The sequence below is a fragment of the Rickettsia endosymbiont of Polydrusus tereticollis genome, assembly GCF_964026385.1.
Taxonomy (GTDB): domain Bacteria; phylum Pseudomonadota; class Alphaproteobacteria; order Rickettsiales; family Rickettsiaceae; genus Rickettsia.
Genome location: NZ_OZ032142.1, coordinates 427,586 through 443,008, shown reverse-complemented (window position 1 = coordinate 443,008; position 15,423 = coordinate 427,586). Strand labels below are relative to the sequence as shown.

Sequence of the window (15,423 nt, the reverse complement as noted above, 5' to 3'; positions counted from 1 at the left end):
TCAAATTTTTGATGTCATTCCCGCGTAGGCGGGAATCCAGAGAATATTTAAGCGAATTATATAGTAAATTTCTATATAATTTTGCTTATTTTAAGTACTTTTTCTGGATTCCCGCCTACGCGGGAATGACATATAGCACTTTTTTAGAACCACGCAACAACACCAACCATACGCATCAAGTTAAGAAAAGCAAGTAGGTTATACTGGTATTACGGTAGTAAATTATGAATTAAAAAGAAGCTAATATATGGTATAAATTTTTGCAAGATTAACAACTAAATTGTGAGAATTTGTACTATGGGGAAAATAGTAAACTTAGCAAAACTATGCCAAGAGTTTTTTGGAGAGACAGCCAATAATTTATCCATTACAACAGGATTTATTAAGAGACAACGAAAAATAACTGGTTCAGCTTTTCTAAAAGCTATAGTGTTTGGTAATATGAGCGATAGTAATTGTAGTCTTGATGGAATGCGTAACTTTTTAAGTGAAGAAACTATAGATATTTCTGCCCAAGGCTTAGACTTTAGGTTTACTGAGGTAGCAGTAAAATTTATGCAGTCAATGTATGAACAATGCTTGAAATTATTTAGAAATACTATGCCGCTTGATTGCAACATTTTGCAGCAATTTAATAGCGTTAAATTATTGGATAGTAGCCATATTATTCTACCTGCCAATATGGCGGATATGTATAAGGGTTGCGGTGCTTGCTATAAGGGGCGTAGTAGTACAGTGCAATCTTCTCTTAAATTACAGGTAGTATTTGATTATTTAAATCAATCGTTAGATAAAGTCGATATAACAGAAGGTATAAGGGCTGATCAAGGATATAGAGAACATTTATCAAACATATCTACTAAGGACTTATTAATATCTGATTTAGGTTATTTTGTCCCAGCTTCATTTATTCAAATTATCGAACTTGGTGCATATTTTATTAGTCGTTATAAAGCAGATACTAATATATATGACCCTATCACTGAGGAAAAAATTGATTTATTAAACTTATTAGATAATAAATTCTTTTTATCAAAAGATGTACTTTTAGGTAAACAAGCAAAAGTTAAGCTACGGATTATATGTCATAAATTGACTGATGAACAGGCTATTGGTAGAAGAAGGAAGGCTAATTTATTAGCTAAGTCTCATAAATATAAATCTTCTTCAAGAAACCAGAGATTACTAGATTGGTCAATATTTATCACTAATATATCAGAGGATATGGTTAATGCTGAGCATATAATGATAATTTATCGAGCAAGATGGCAAATTGAATTATTATTTAAATTATATAAAAGTCATGCAAAAATTGAGAATCTTAAAGGGAGAAGTAAACCTGCAAGAGTTTTGTGTGAATTATATGGTAAATTATGTAGTGTGCTTATTTTTCATGGATTATCGAATTGTGTAGAATTAGCAAATGATAGAGAAATTAGTTTAACCAAAGCATTTATTGAACTACAGAAAAGGTCAAGAGAATTATTCCTGTCTATTACTGGACGTCTTAATGATTTAGAGCAGTTCCTTAAGAAATTAATTATAGATTGGGGGAAATTTTCTTTGAAAGATAAATATCGTAAAACCAGATTATCTTCCTTAAATACACTAAAATTATTAACAATTATGGCTTAACTTGATGCGTATGACAACACCAACCGTCTCTCGTAATGACGGGTTTTTTATGTTAATATATATAATCACCATGTTAAAAAAAACATTGAAAGCTAAGTTTACTTTTATAATTTTATTGCTAATCTTATTTATTACTTTTTTAAATTTTAGTATATTTTATCTTTTTGTACCGGGATCGTTGCCTGAAAATAAAACATTAATTATTGAGCCTAAACTTTCCGTAAATCAAATTGTTACAAAGCTCTATGATAACAATATAATCAAATATCCGGAACTATTTACAATCATTGCCAGGCTTTATTCTTTAAAAAATCCGCTTAAAAGCGGTGAATATATTTTTACGAGTAATATCTCTCCGCTGCAAACTTTAAAAATTTTAGCAAGCGGTAAGTCTATTATACATAAGTTAGTTATTCCCGAAGGGGTGTGGGTCAGTGAGATCGTAAAAAAGATTAATGAAGAAGACCGTTTAATAGGTGAGATAAAAGGTATTATTCCTGAAGGTTTTTTGATGCCTTCAACTTATTTTTATTCTTATGGTGATCAGAAAGAACAAATAATTGATAGGATGAGAAAGCTAACCCGGATATTGCATGAAGTGAGATTTAAAGTAAGAAATTGAGTAATTTATAATATTAGCAATGATACTTTTGTAAAAATTTTGCCAAAAAGTGCTTTGAAGCCGTTATTTTCAAATTTTAGATGTAATGCCCCTTACCCCATTTTTTCTAAGCACCGGGAACAGTGCTAATCTAGGTTATTCTAATGCTAATTTCTTCATCACATGATTCCATACCTGTCGGTAAGGATATGATGAAGATAACAAAAACTTAATACGCCTAGTATTACGGATAATTACTACCCCAATTTTTAATAATTTTAAACGTATTGTACCTATTTGTGCTTTTGCTAATGCACTACCTTGTAATAAATTACCTCTGATATATTCTACTAAAGTGTATGCAAGACCCGATAAAATCATTCTGAGCTGATTAGCCCACCATCTATGACAAGAAGTACGATCTGCAAATAATTCTAGTTGTTGCTCTTTTATACGGTTTTCCATATCACCACGACCACAGTAAACTTTGTCGTATAAATCTTCAGGTTTATCTGATAAATTAGTTACTATATACCTTGGATTTTCTCCAAGCATTGTCATTTCTGCCTTACCAATTATTCTACGTTCATGACTCCAACTACCAGCCTTATATGGAAACTCACTAAAAAGACGTTGCTTTTCTTGGGTTATAATAAATGCTGCTTTTGACTTCTCCATTGTAGGTTTCAGTAACTCATTTAGTCTGTTATTTTGGGGCATTCCTACAATATATTTTATATTATGAATATCACACCAATCAAACATCTGATGACGACAAAATCCACTATCACCACGAAAAATAATCTTTACCTCTGGCCAAGCTTGGCGAAAACGTTTTACTAACAATGATAATATTGCCCAAGAATGTTTTGCTTGATCCTGCTTTGACGTCCTAAGATAACTAACTAACAGATGCTTTCCACAAAAAACATACAAAGGTAAAAAGCAATTATGACCGTAATAACCATGATAAAACTTACCTTCCTGTTGCCCATGAATTTCATCATCCGTAGCATCAAAATCAAGTATTAGCTGCTTTGGTACTATTTTATGAGACTTAATAAATTTATCAAGCATTAGTTCATGCACTTTAATTGCAAAGTGTCTATCAGCATTGTTTTCTATACGACATAAGGTAGAACTACTTGCCATATCATCAATTGTTTCCATAGCTGTTTGCATAGCAGGACATTTTCGTAGATAATTGTGGTCATTTAAATCTTCATAACCTAATGCAATACCATAAATTCGTTGCCTCAGCATTGTTGCCATATTATGGGTAATTTTACTACCATCTCGTCTATCAGGAAATATTTTAGCAAGCTCCTCTGTTATACCAAGCCTTTTATCTGCTTCTCTTAATAACAACACACCTCCATCGCTACTAATATCACCTCCAGTGAAATTTATCTCTATTGTCCGATTTTTTACTTTGGAAAACTGGTAACTATATGCTATACAATTTGTCATGACAAAATCCTTTGTATTATTCTAATGAAATACCAGTATTATACAGCTTTACGAGGATTTTGTCTCCTATATCTCATGCAATATCCGGGCTAATGTCTTTTAATTTAGATGAGACTATGGCAAAGCTCTCACCTGATTCGCCGTTAAAAACTAGGCTTGAAGTGTTGACGCTTGCCTCTATAATTGAAAAAGAAGCCGGTTCAAATTTAGAAAAACCTATGATTGCTGCGGTATTCTTAAATCGTCTTCGGAAAAATATGAAATTACAAGCCGACCCTACTACGATATATGCACTAACCGAAGGAAAAGTCAAGTTAGGTAGGTCTTTAACTCGAAAAGATTTGCTACAAGAATTACCGTATAATACTTATTATATAAAAGGGCTGCCGCCCGGTCCGATTTGTTGCCCTTCCAAAGGCTCGCTAGAAGCGGTAGCAAATCCGGCTAAAATTAACTCATTATACTTTGTTGTCGACGGTAAGGGGGGCATAATTTTTCTAATAATATTGCTGATCATAATAAGCATGTAGACAACTACAGAAAAAGTTTGCTTATTAAAACGCCGCAAATAGAAATACTGCCGACAGATATAATAAATATGAATGATTAGGCTCTGTGCACAAAATTTTAATAATAATAGAATAATGGAAAATACTGAATTTGCAAAAATAGCGGAAAAAACAATTAGTTTGATAGCCGATATAATTGAAACGGAAGATAAAAGCTGCCTCATAGATGTAGATTTTCAAGGGGATATTTTAAATCTAATTACCGATAAGGGCATTTTTGTAATTAATAAGCATAGTGCGGCTAAGGAAATTTGGTTGTCTTCACCTATTAGCGGTCCTTACCATTTTTTTTATAAATTAGGTATTTGGCAAACAAAAACCGATATGAAATTATATGAAATTTTAGAGCAGGAACTACAAATTAATTTTGATAATATGCGAATCGATCCAAATCACCATTTTTAAAAATATCATTCTGTGAACGCTCACAATTTTTGATGTCATTCCCGCGAAAGCGGGAATCCAGAAAAAACACTTAAAATAGGCAAAATTATATAAAAATTTACTATATAATTCGTTTAAATATTCTCTGGATTCCTGCTTTCGCAGGAATGACACATATGGCACTTTTTTAGCACCATGCAACAACGCCGACATGACAAGATTTTCCTACCTACGCAAGCAACAACATCTCAGTTAGTTCTCACAGCTAAATTCAGAAAGATACGTAATTAAATACATAACTGCTGCAACGCTAAGCCCAATGCCTATTTCGATTATAAATATGCCGCTATGTTGAGCCGATAGCTTATCTTTTGTAAAATTTGCCAGAGAATAATAATTTAAATAATTATCGTTAAACAATAGGGATATCACGCCGACAGAAGCATATATTATCACCCCTAACGCAGCAATAAAAAGCAAAGAATCAGTAGAAAAATATCGTTTTTTACTCTCTCCGTAAACTAAATCAAAGCCGATAAGAGCGGAAGCAAATATAACGCCCGCTTGAAATCCGCCTCCGGGCGAGACCTCACCGTTAATTTGAATATATAAACTATATAAAAATATATAAGGTAGAGAAAAAAGCGTAACATTTTTAATTATTGGATAATCTTTAAGCATTATTGTTTTTCCTCGATAGTAATAATAATACCGAAATTCCGGCAATTAAAATTACACTAGTTTCGCCTAAAGTATCAAACCCCCTATAGCTTGCAAGCAAAGCAGCAACAAACGAGTCTATACCGATATCATTACCAGTATTTTCAATATAATATTTACTTAAGTGAGTATGCAAAGGTGCGTTGATGTCGCCGTAATGCGGTAATTCAAGCCCTACATAAACAAGCGTTATTATAAAAGCTAAACATATAATAGCTGCCGGAATAATTTTTGTTTTTTTAATATTAGTTGTTGCTGTTATCGGCAAATTTTTTAACAAGCTCAAATATACGCATGTTGACAGACAAGCACCTAACGCCGTTTCGGTCATAGCAACATCCGGTCCGTCCATGAGTAGATAAGATAGACCTATTAATAAACTAAATACCGACATAGTAACTACTGCCTCTAATAGACTTTTAGCAATTACAAGTTTTATAGAAATAATAACTAATAAAAGAGCGGCTAGATTAAGTAAATAATTACTTAACTCAAAATCTATAATTGCCAGTAGGTTGAAAAAATTATCAGTCATTTTTCTTATTATTATAATAAGCTCTAACCTTCATCAATAAAGATGCTTTACCTAAGGCATGAGTTGAAACCGGATTTAATAGAAAAACTAAAAAAGCTGCTAAAATTAATTTTATGCTACTAGCTACGCTTGTTTGAGTGCATGCAAGACCGATTAAACAGAGAGGCACGCCTGCACATTCAATAACACTTGCCGCATGCAGCTTCGTATAAAAATCCGGCAACCGAAAAAGCCCGATAATACCGGACAATATGGCAAATAATCCGAAAATAATTAATAATGCACCGATGTAATGTAATATCATTAATGTTTCTTTGGGTTTGTGTTATGTCATTCCTAGTAAAGTGGGGCTTTGTTGCATGGATCAAGAAATTAATAAAAATCCGTCATGGCGAGCAACTGAAAGCCTCGTTGCATGGCTTGATTGAATTTTTGATGTCATTCTAGCTAAAAGCGGGAATCTAGAGAATATTTAAGCGAATTATATAGTAAATTTTTATATAATTTTACTTATTTTAAGCATTTTTTCTAGATTCCCGCCTTCGCGGGAATGACACCGAAAGTGCTATAATAATCCATATAGTATAATGACAAAACTCTATTCCCCTTGAGCAAGAGAGAAGCCGGCTTTGCCATCAAATTCAAATAAATTTTCAACTTTGATGAAATCAATATTTGCTTTACTCAAAGCTTCCAGTAATTTTACTATCGCTAGATGTTCTAAATCGGCATTATTTTTTACAGTAAAACGACAACACCAATGATCGGAGATAGTCTCAAACCTCACATCTCTTGGCCATAATTTTAAACCTTTAGAGGATATAGTTTTGAGTTCCAAATTACCTAATTCAAGTTTTTCGATTTTTTCGGCTATGTCATGAGCGGATGAAACGTTAATATTAACAAATATATCGGCACCGACCAGTTTTTTAATCTCCTTGGTATTTATTGAATAAGTTATATTGCTTGCTTGTTTTACTCTTGATAACGGATATATAGCTTTAGTAAGCACGCTTGGATACTCTCCTAGTCTTTTCACTATTTCCTCGGCAAATTCCTTAGTCCCTACTTTTTTACTTGAGGTTTGTGCGTTATAAATATCTGCGGTATGCACGCCTTCCTCAATGGTTTTTTTCCAAGCATTTTCTATTAAATTAGCAATATCACCCTGCCCTATATGTACTAGCATCATTATCGCCGCATTTAACAACCCCGATGGATTAGCGATATTTTTACCGGCTATGTCAGGTGCACTGCCGTGTACCGCTTCAAACATTGCATAATCTTCACCGATATTTGCTGAACCCGCTAGCCCCACCGAGCCGGAAATTTCAGCCGCAACATCGGAAATAATATCGCCGTATAAATTCGAAGTTACTATTACGTCAAATATTTCCGGCTTAGTTGCAAGTCGTGCCGTACCTATATCGATAATATAATGTTCATGATTAATTTGTGGATATTGCTCGGCTATTTCATCAAAAACCTTGTGAAAAATTCCGTCGGAAAATTTCATAATGTTATCTTTGCTGAGTGCCGTCACTTTTTTACGATTATTTTTTACGGCATATTCAAAGGCAAATCTAATAATTTTCTCACAACCGGTTCGGCTAATTAGCTTTAGCGACTCATACATATTATGCGTTTGACGGTATTCAATACCGGCATATAAATCTTCTTCGTTCTCTCGGATGATTGTTAAATTTAAGTTGGGGTGAAGGGTTGTAGTAAATGGATGATAGGAAACGGAAGGACGAATATTTGCATAGAGCGATAGGGTTTTTCTAATCGTAACGTTTAAACTTTTATATCCTCCGCCTTGCGGGGTAGTAATCGGTGCTTTAAGTAATATATGAGTACGCTGTAAAGCTTCCCAACTTTCCTCGCTTATCCCGGAAGTATAATGTTTTTTATATAATTTTTCACCGACTTCTATCGTCTCTAAACGAATACGAGCCTCTGCCTTTTGTAAGATATAAAGCACTGCTTCCATTATTTCAGGACCTATCCCATCCCCGTAAGCAACCGTAATCGGCGTAAATCCTTGCATATTATGTACTCTTATGGTTTTTTATGATAATATTCGTATGTCATTCCCGCGAAGGCGGGAATCCAGAAAAATATTTAAGCGAATTATATAGTGAATTTTTATACAATTTTGCTTATTTTAAGTATTTCCTGGATTCCCGCCTTCGCGGGAATGACATACGACACTTTTTTAGAGCCATACAACAACGCTTAAAGGAGTGCGGCATGAAAATTGCACGTAATAGCATGAAAGACCAATTTTTGAAAGACGAACGTATATTTAATAATTAACCGTAACATCCTTTAAACGCTCATTTAAAATAAAAGTTACTTCGGCAGTTATATTAAGGTTATTCTTGGCATATAAAATTTGAGTACTTGGAATTACTAAGTTCAGATTATGTTTTTCCGCAAGCTCACTAATGATAGTAATAGTCATTTCGTGAATCATACCCATAGCTTCTGCGTGTGCCTGTTCAAGTCTTGTTTTTCTAACCTGAATTTCTTTTTTAGCTTCACTAACTTTTGCGTTAAATTCATTTACTCGTTTTTCAAAATCATCTTCACTTAACAATTGACGTTCTTTTATTAACTTCTCTTCCAAAGGTTTGAATTCCGCTTCTTTTGTTGCAATATCTTGTTGAATTTTTTGATTAAACTGCTCAACAATTTTTCGTAAATTTTGTATAGCAATAGAGCCTTCTAAAATAGATTGGATGTCAACGACTGCTACTCTAACTTTAAAATTGTCTTCTTTATTTTGAATATTTTCCTGCTGAGCAAAAACAGGCAAACTTATTATTAAGAGATAAATAAATAATAGTCGTTTATAATATTTCACAATATAATCCTGTAATTTATCAAATAAGAATAACTAACATATAAGGATTTGTCTATTGCAAAAAAATTAAAGATTGTTGCTATCTCCTAATAATTCCTCACTCTGCCAAGGCGTATATTCCCCATTTGATAAATTACACTTTTCAAAATCAATGCCCATAATCTCATTATTTGAATCATCACTACTTAATTCTTCAGTTGAAACATCATCTGGATTAAGGAAATTTCTTAACAATTTTGAGGCGTATCTTAAATAGTCCATTCCATACTTATCAACAGTCACCGTTTGAACACCGACCTTTTTTGCAGTAGTAATATTATTGCTATTATCATCAATTAAAACAATATTTTGAAATTTTTCTATTTTAAAATGTTCTTTTACTTTTTCTATTTGCTTTTGTCTAGTATTAACGAAACCACCTAAAACCACAAATATTTTACTTTTATCTTCAGCGGATAATTCTAATTGTTCTACTAAACATTCAATTGCTACACGAAAAATGTTATGAGTTACTACAGCAATTTTATAATCTGCTTTAAATATTTCGCTCATTAGGTTTTCTGTCTCTTTTTTATTTTTCCAACCTATTATAGGGCTAGCAAGAAATTCCTGCATATATCCTCTAATCTTATCTTCTCGTCCTTCCTGTACAGCATTCCCGTATTTCCGAAGTAAGCTAGATATTATATAATTATGAGAATTACTATTAATTAATGTACCGTCAACATCAAAACAAAATACCACATCATTTTTATTTTGTTCAGTAGCTCTTGATTCTATTCCTTCTTTTCCCATAAATATCCTTAAATTAAATTGTAAAATTTTGTATAGTTTTAGTTTCTAATTGCATTAATAATAAATTTTCAATAAATAATTTTCTTTTTTTAACCTTTGTTCACAAAGCCTAAAGTACTTGCTTTACTGATAAGGTTAGTTTTTGAGCAACAAGGGCGTTTAGACTTATTTTTGCTTTGGTTGCTTCAAGTATGAGAGCTCTATGAATACGCTTATCAATCCGAATATTAAATTGTCCACTATACTCTTTCCTAGTAGGAGCTAAAGGAATAGGATTATTATGGCTTAAATAGCTTTCTTTCATAATTTCCCAAGCTGTTTGTAATTCTTGTAAAGCTTTTTCAGGTGAATCTCCAAAAGCTGAAACATTAGGCAGCTCCTCAAAACGAGCTAGCCACTCGTCTTCTTCGTCTTTAAAAAGTTCTATTGTAAAACCATCAAATTTATCAATCGTTTTCATTTTTTCTTTCCTCATTTACAATGCTTAAAAACTGTTGAACCTGATACCCTTTAGCCATTCCATTACGCATCTGAATAGAAAGCCGTATACCTTTTGGAGAATACCAAATTTGATGGCTTCCTTTTTGTCTATCTTTGATCCAACCACATTGAATCATTAAAGTATAAAACTCAGAAAAATCTAATCCAGAAGGATTCCGTTCAGCTTTGTTAAAAAGTTTTTTGTGTTGGCTCATATTGTAACTATATATGGTTACATTTAGCGTGTCAATAGTGGCATTGTTGCATGGATTAAATTTTTGATGTCATTCCCGCGAAGGCGGGAATGACATATAGCACTTTTTTCGATCCATGCAACAACACCGTCAATAATGCGTTATGAAATTTGAAACAAGTATCCTGATAGTTTTTCAAGAACTTTATTCCTATTGAAAGCATTTTATGTTATCATGCGTGTAATTATAACTAATTTATGAGAATTTTAAAGATGCCTTCTATTCGTAATATTGCTATTATTGCTCACGTTGACCACGGAAAAACTACACTTGTCGATAATATGCTTAAACAAAGCGGTACGTTTAGAGCTAATCAGGCAGTAGCCGAGCGAGCAATGGATTCCAATGATTTAGAACGTGAACGCGGTATTACTATTCTTGCCAAATGTACCTCGGTTATGTGGCAAGATGTTTGTATTAATATCGTTGATACGCCGGGACATGCTGATTTCGGCGGCGAAGTAGAGCGAATATTAAGTATGGTAGACGGCGTTGTGTTGCTTGTCGATTCATCAGAAGGACCTATGCCGCAAACAAAATTTGTCTTATCCAAAGCTTTAAAGCTAGGTCTAAAGCCGATTGTAGTAATTAATAAGGTTGATCGCCCTGATAGAAGAGTTAAGGAAGTTGTTGATGAAATATTAGAATTATTTATGGCTCTCGAAGCTAATGACGACCAGCTTGACTTTCCGATTATTTACGCATCGGGTCGTGCCGGCTGGGCTTCTCTTGACTTAGATCAGCAAACGGATAATCTTTCAGCTCTTTTCGATCTTATCGTTACGCATGTACCGGAGCCGACCGCGGACACGGAAGCACCGTTTTCTATGCTTATTACCACTAGAGAATATAACCCTTATTTCGGTAGAGTTTTAACCGGTAGAATACATAGCGGTATCGTCAAAGTAAATCAAAACGTTAAAGTATTAAATCGTGAAAATAACATTTTAGAAAATGGACGTATAACTAAGATACTCGCATTTCGTGGACTTGAGAGGATATCCATAGATTCGGCAACCGCCGGTGATATTATAGCCATATCCGGTATTGAAAATGCGACTGTTGCCGATACTGTTTGTGCCCCCGAAATATTAACCGCTCTGCCGTCGTTACCGATTGACCCGCCGACCTTGTCGATGACTTTCAGTATTAACGACTCACCGCTGGCAGGACGAGAAGGATCAAAGCTTACATCAAGGCTAATAGGTGATCGATTAATTAGAGAATTAGAGAGTAACGTTTCAATTCGCATTACCGAAGCAGCTGAAAAAAACGCCTTCCAAGTTGCCGGACGTGGAGAGCTACAGCTTGGCATATTAATTGAAACCATGCGTCGTGAAGGATTTGAGTTATCGATTAGTAGACCGGAAGTATTATTTAAGACGGATGAGAGCGGCAATAAACAAGAACCTATGGAAGAAATTCAGGTGGACGTCGATGATGATTTTGTCGGCGTAGTAGTTAAGTCCTTAGCCTTCAGAAAAGCCGAAATGATTGATATGCGTCCTTCCGGCGGCGGTAAAAGTAGAGTCACTTTCCTTGGACCTTCTAGAGGTTTAATCGGTTATCATAGCCAATTTTTAACCGAAACACGCGGTACCGGTATCATGAACCGTATTTTTCACGGCTACGCTCCTTACAAAGGTGCGATTGAAGGAAGACGTAACGGCGTGTTGATTTCTAACGGCGACGGTCAGGCAGTGGCATATGCTTTATGGAACCTTGAAGAACGTGGAAAAATGTTTATAAATCCCGGTGAATCGGTATATAGAGGGATGATTATCGGCGAGCATAATCGTGATAACGACCTAGAAGTAAATCCTTTAAAAGCAAAACAATTAAGCAATGTTAGAGCTTCAGGAAAGGATGAAGCCATAAGACTAACTCCGCCAGTGCTTTTAACGCTTGAACAGGCAATTAGTTATATTGAGAATGATGAAAGAGTAGAAGTTACACCGAAATCTATCCGCCTGCGGAAGGCTTTCCTCGACCCGAATGATCGCAAAAGAGCCGGAAAGTAAGCCAATCCGTGCTTACTATTATGTTTCTGCGAAACAGAATATTGTTATGTCATTCTCGTGAAAACGAGCGTTGTTGTGTGGATTGAGAAAAGTGCTATATGTCATTCCTGCGAAAGCAGGAATCCAGAAAAAACACTTAAAATAAGTAAAATTATATAAAAATTTACTATATAATTCGCTTAAATATTCTCTAGATTCCTGCTTTCGCGGGAATGACATCAAAAATTCGATCCATGCAACAACGCTGAAACGAGTTCAGCATGACAAAAGCTGGATGGTCACGGTGCCAAGAGGTGCCTCGCCATGACGTTTGGGGTATTCATACAACAACGCTTGAAATTTCCGAGCTACACAACAATAAAAAAAATCATAGATATGCAACGTTGCGGATGGGCTAAAAGTGAATTAGATATTCTTTATCATGATTTAGAATGGGGAAATCCTGTCTATGATGATCAAAAGTTATTTGAGTTTATTATACTTGAAACTGCTCAAGCAGGTCTTAGCTGGTCAACTATTTTAAAAAAGCGAGAAAATTATCGCAACGCCTATGATAATTTTGATTTTGTTAAAGTAGCTGCTTACAACGATACAAAAAAACATTTATTATTACAAAATTCCGGTATTGTACGGAATAAGCTGAAAATTGAAGCATCAATTAGTAATGCACAAGTTTTTTTACAAATTAGCAATGAATTTAAAAGCTTTAGTAATTATATTTGGCATTTTACACATGGTGAAGTTATTTATAATAATTTTAATATGCTATCGGATATCCCAACTCAAACAGAGCTATCTTTAATAATTAGCAAAGACTTAAAAGCTAGAGGCTTTAAGTTTTTTGGTCCTGTTACTTGCTACGCATTTTTGCAAGCAATCGGCGTAGTTAACGATCATATTACTTCTTGTTTCCAATTTTTAAAATCATCAGAGAAAAGATAATGACTAATGAATCACCGTTTAAAGGATGGAAGTTTTTAAAAGGTAAAGAAGGAGGTGCTAACGAATCCGGAGAGTATGGCGGTGTATATGAAAGCGTAGACGGCAACACTAAAGCCATGATAAAGAAAGAAAGCTTCCCTGCAAAAAATATATCGGAATTTTTAGGCTCAAAAATTTTTGAAGCAATAAGCCCGGGTAACGGTGCACAAGTTTCTCTCCTTGCTCCGAATCGGTTAGAAGATAAAATATCTCGTGGAGAAAAATCAAAAAATACTGATTCTAATATCTATGTAAAATCTGAATTCTTTAAAAATTATAGCAATGACATGTATGTTGACATGGATAAATATATGTCTCCTGCAACTAAGCCAAATTCTTGGTTTAGAAAAAACGGCGGTAGACCTCTTTTTATGGGAATAAGAAACTTAGTATATAGAACTTATGATAAAGCATTTGAACAACTTAAATATCAAGGTTTTGAAAAAGTTATGCCGGCAAGTTTATTAATCGGTGATTTTGATATTCACGCCGGTAATATAGGAATTATTAGAGATACTGAAACCCCTAATCTTTTACCCCAAATGGTACGAATAGATTTTGCCGGCAGCCTTGATAAATTAACAAATAAGATTTATCCTAACTCCAGAATGAAACACCTGCCCGGCTTTGGTCCTACCAACCATTTTAGAGAATTCCCGTCATATCTCCGAAGCAATAACCCTGAATTTGCCGATAGTTTGCTAGCAGCTTCCAAAAATAATCTAGATAGCACTATAGATAAAAGCTTTGAAGAAATGTCTAAATATTATAGCAATGACGCCCTAGCTGCTTGGGCAAAACAAGCGATGCCTAAAATATTTAACGGTAAAAAACTACAAAAAGTTACGCCGGAAGAAATTAAAAATTCCTTTAAAACTATTATTAAAAAGAGACAAGAATCATTACAAGAATACGGCTTAGAAGTTAAATTAAGCACTTTAATAACTAAAAAACTTACTGCTCCTTATTATCAAGTAGATGAAAAGAAGTTAAAAACATTAATTCAAGAATATCCCGACCATTTCAAGAAAATTATTAATTATGAAAAAGGAAAAAAAGACGGGAAAAAACTTAAATTAAGTGATAAATCCCTTCGAAGTATTTTGCTTAAAAAAACTAGTGCCGAGAAGTATTTAATAGAAAAAATTGCCGATTTAAGGAAATCTATTAAAACAGAAATAATATCAAACTTAACTAGAAAAATTGAAGCACTAGAAGAAAAACTAAAACAAAAAGCAGTTACTACATCCAAAATTTCTAAACTAAGTCAAGATATTATTAATCAGAAAGCAAATAATCTCCTTAGCGTATTACAAGAAAATATTTTAGATAAGCAGCAAGCACTATTAGCTGCTTTTCAAAAAAAATTTGGTGAGAACAAAATAAAAGACAATTATCTTATACAAAAAGATTTTGAGAATAAAATCAACAGCTTAGAGGTATCAGGATATAAAAAACTTCTTGCGGCAGCTGATTTCCAGCCCATAAATTGGGATAGAGCAAAAACTGCAAATAAAGAATCTATTAAAACAAAAACAATAAAAAAAGATGATAAAGAATTATTTACTTTAACTGAAACAGCTATAAATATTCCAATTAATATTACCGAAAATGATGAAAAAAAAACTATCTTTATTCATAGAAAAATAGATTTTCCTATAAATATTGATTCTCCTGAAACCTCTATTAGCCTTTCTTTAGTTTTACAGGATCGTCACGGTCAAAATATGCTGCTAAGTAAAGCAGTTTACTTTACCGTTCATTACAATGAGCAGGGGCAGCTTATAAAGATAAGTAATCCGCTTGGTTTAAAATTTTCCGGCACAGATAAAAATGCAATAGGTTATATTGAGCGAGAAGGTAATATTTATACTTTACCGGTAACTAAAGGTAAATATGAAGAAATGAACAAAGAAATTGAAAAAAATCAAAACATTAATAAGGTCGTCGAAAAATCAATAGAGCCTTTATCGGCAGATTTTCTTTCTACAACCGATTTAGAAATTATACAAAAAGTAAGCAATACTATCACTGCAAAGGAAAGTAATACCTACTCTTCTACAACACATATGACACCTAACAAAAAGGCAAATAGGGGAAAAGGATAAA

The 15,423-nt window shown here is 33.7% G+C and carries 13 protein-coding genes and 3 pseudogenes; 8 read left to right on the top strand and 8 right to left on the bottom strand.

Annotated features, from left to right (window positions below; all coding sequences use genetic code 11):
* The first annotated feature begins 297 nt into the window (after positions 1 to 297).
* Positions 298 to 1,635 (top strand): IS4 family transposase, encoded by a 1,338-nt coding sequence (locus AAGD48_RS02060; RefSeq protein ID WP_341790700.1) that lies wholly within the window; start codon positions 298 to 300, stop codon positions 1,633 to 1,635.
* A 70-nt stretch (positions 1,636 to 1,705) separates the two neighbouring features.
* Positions 1,706 to 2,215 (top strand): annotated as a pseudogene (locus AAGD48_RS02055) (endolytic transglycosylase MltG); the annotation flags it as partial.
* A gap of 177 nt (positions 2,216 to 2,392) precedes the next feature.
* On the opposite strand, the gene AAGD48_RS02050 reads toward AAGD48_RS02055, so the two are convergent.
* Positions 2,393 to 3,706: an IS1380 family transposase gene (locus tag AAGD48_RS02050; protein ID WP_341789277.1), complete on the bottom strand. Its 1,314-nt coding sequence runs from the start codon at positions 3,704 to 3,706 to the stop codon at positions 2,393 to 2,395.
* An 89-nt stretch (positions 3,707 to 3,795) separates the two neighbouring features.
* On the opposite strand from AAGD48_RS02050, the pseudogene mltG reads away from it, so the two are divergent.
* Positions 3,796 to 4,316 (top strand): annotated as a pseudogene (mltG, locus tag AAGD48_RS02045) (endolytic transglycosylase MltG); the annotation flags it as partial.
* Positions 4,317 to 4,350: 34 nt separating this feature from the next.
* The gene (cyaY, locus tag AAGD48_RS02040) at positions 4,351 to 4,680 is read left to right on the top strand and encodes an iron donor protein CyaY (RefSeq protein ID WP_341790254.1); all 330 of its coding nucleotides are present in this window, start codon (positions 4,351 to 4,353) and stop codon (positions 4,678 to 4,680) included.
* Positions 4,681 to 4,911: 231 nt separating this feature from the next.
* Here the strand turns inward: cyaY and AAGD48_RS02035 are convergent.
* The 3 genes and pseudogenes from AAGD48_RS02035 to AAGD48_RS02025 all read right to left on the bottom strand — a co-directional run bounded on the left by AAGD48_RS02035 (position 4,912) and on the right by AAGD48_RS02025 (position 7,964).
* Positions 4,912 to 5,914, bottom strand: a pseudogene (locus tag AAGD48_RS02035) (DUF4040 domain-containing protein).
* A complete protein-coding gene (locus AAGD48_RS02030; RefSeq protein ID WP_341790253.1) occupies positions 5,907 to 6,218 on the bottom strand; it encodes a Na+/H+ antiporter subunit G in 312 nt (103 codons plus the stop codon). Before AAGD48_RS02030 ends, AAGD48_RS02035 begins: the two are co-directional and overlap by 8 nt.
* Before the next feature lie 294 nt (positions 6,219 to 6,512).
* Positions 6,513 to 7,964, bottom strand: a complete 1,452-nt coding sequence (locus tag AAGD48_RS02025; protein ID WP_341790252.1) for an NADP-dependent isocitrate dehydrogenase — start codon at positions 7,962 to 7,964, stop codon at positions 6,513 to 6,515.
* A gap of 23 nt (positions 7,965 to 7,987) precedes the next feature.
* On the opposite strand from AAGD48_RS02025, the gene AAGD48_RS02020 reads away from it, so the two are divergent.
* On the top strand, positions 7,988 to 8,233 hold the full coding sequence (locus AAGD48_RS02020) for a hypothetical protein (RefSeq protein WP_341790251.1): 246 nt from the start codon (positions 7,988 to 7,990) through the stop codon (positions 8,231 to 8,233).
* Here the strand turns inward: AAGD48_RS02020 and AAGD48_RS02015 are convergent.
* The 4 genes from AAGD48_RS02015 to AAGD48_RS02000 form a co-directional block, all read right to left on the bottom strand.
* Positions 8,223 to 8,708 carry an OmpH family outer membrane protein gene (locus tag AAGD48_RS02015; protein ID WP_410526030.1) on the bottom strand — a complete coding sequence of 162 codons (486 nt, stop codon included), beginning with the start codon at positions 8,706 to 8,708 and terminating at the stop codon, positions 8,223 to 8,225. The genes AAGD48_RS02020 and AAGD48_RS02015 overlap by 11 nt on opposite strands.
* Positions 8,709 to 8,849: 141 nt before the next feature.
* Positions 8,850 to 9,578, bottom strand: a complete 729-nt coding sequence (locus AAGD48_RS02010; RefSeq protein ID WP_341790249.1) for a hypothetical protein — start codon at positions 9,576 to 9,578, stop codon at positions 8,850 to 8,852.
* Positions 9,579 to 9,687: 109 nt separating this feature from the next.
* Positions 9,688 to 10,038: a type II toxin-antitoxin system HicB family antitoxin gene (locus AAGD48_RS02005; protein ID WP_341790248.1), complete on the bottom strand. Its 351-nt coding sequence runs from the start codon at positions 10,036 to 10,038 to the stop codon at positions 9,688 to 9,690.
* A complete protein-coding gene (locus AAGD48_RS02000) occupies positions 10,025 to 10,273 on the bottom strand; it encodes a type II toxin-antitoxin system HicA family toxin (protein WP_341790247.1) in 249 nt (82 codons plus the stop codon). The genes AAGD48_RS02005 and AAGD48_RS02000 overlap by 14 nt, the downstream gene beginning before the upstream one ends.
* Before the next feature lie 251 nt (positions 10,274 to 10,524).
* On the opposite strand from AAGD48_RS02000, the gene typA reads away from it, so the two are divergent.
* From typA to AAGD48_RS01985, 3 genes are all read left to right on the top strand, one after another.
* Positions 10,525 to 12,333, top strand: a complete 1,809-nt coding sequence (gene typA / locus AAGD48_RS01995; RefSeq protein ID WP_341790699.1) for a translational GTPase TypA — start codon at positions 10,525 to 10,527, stop codon at positions 12,331 to 12,333.
* Between the two features lie 375 nt (positions 12,334 to 12,708).
* Positions 12,709 to 13,275 carry a DNA-3-methyladenine glycosylase I gene (locus tag AAGD48_RS01990; protein WP_341790246.1) on the top strand — a complete coding sequence of 189 codons (567 nt, stop codon included), beginning with the start codon at positions 12,709 to 12,711 and terminating at the stop codon, positions 13,273 to 13,275.
* On the top strand, positions 13,275 to 15,422 hold the full coding sequence (locus AAGD48_RS01985) for a Sca4 family protein (RefSeq protein ID WP_341790245.1): 2,148 nt from the start codon (positions 13,275 to 13,277) through the stop codon (positions 15,420 to 15,422). Before AAGD48_RS01990 ends, AAGD48_RS01985 begins: the two co-directional genes overlap by 1 nt.
* Position 15,423 lies beyond the last annotated feature (1 nt).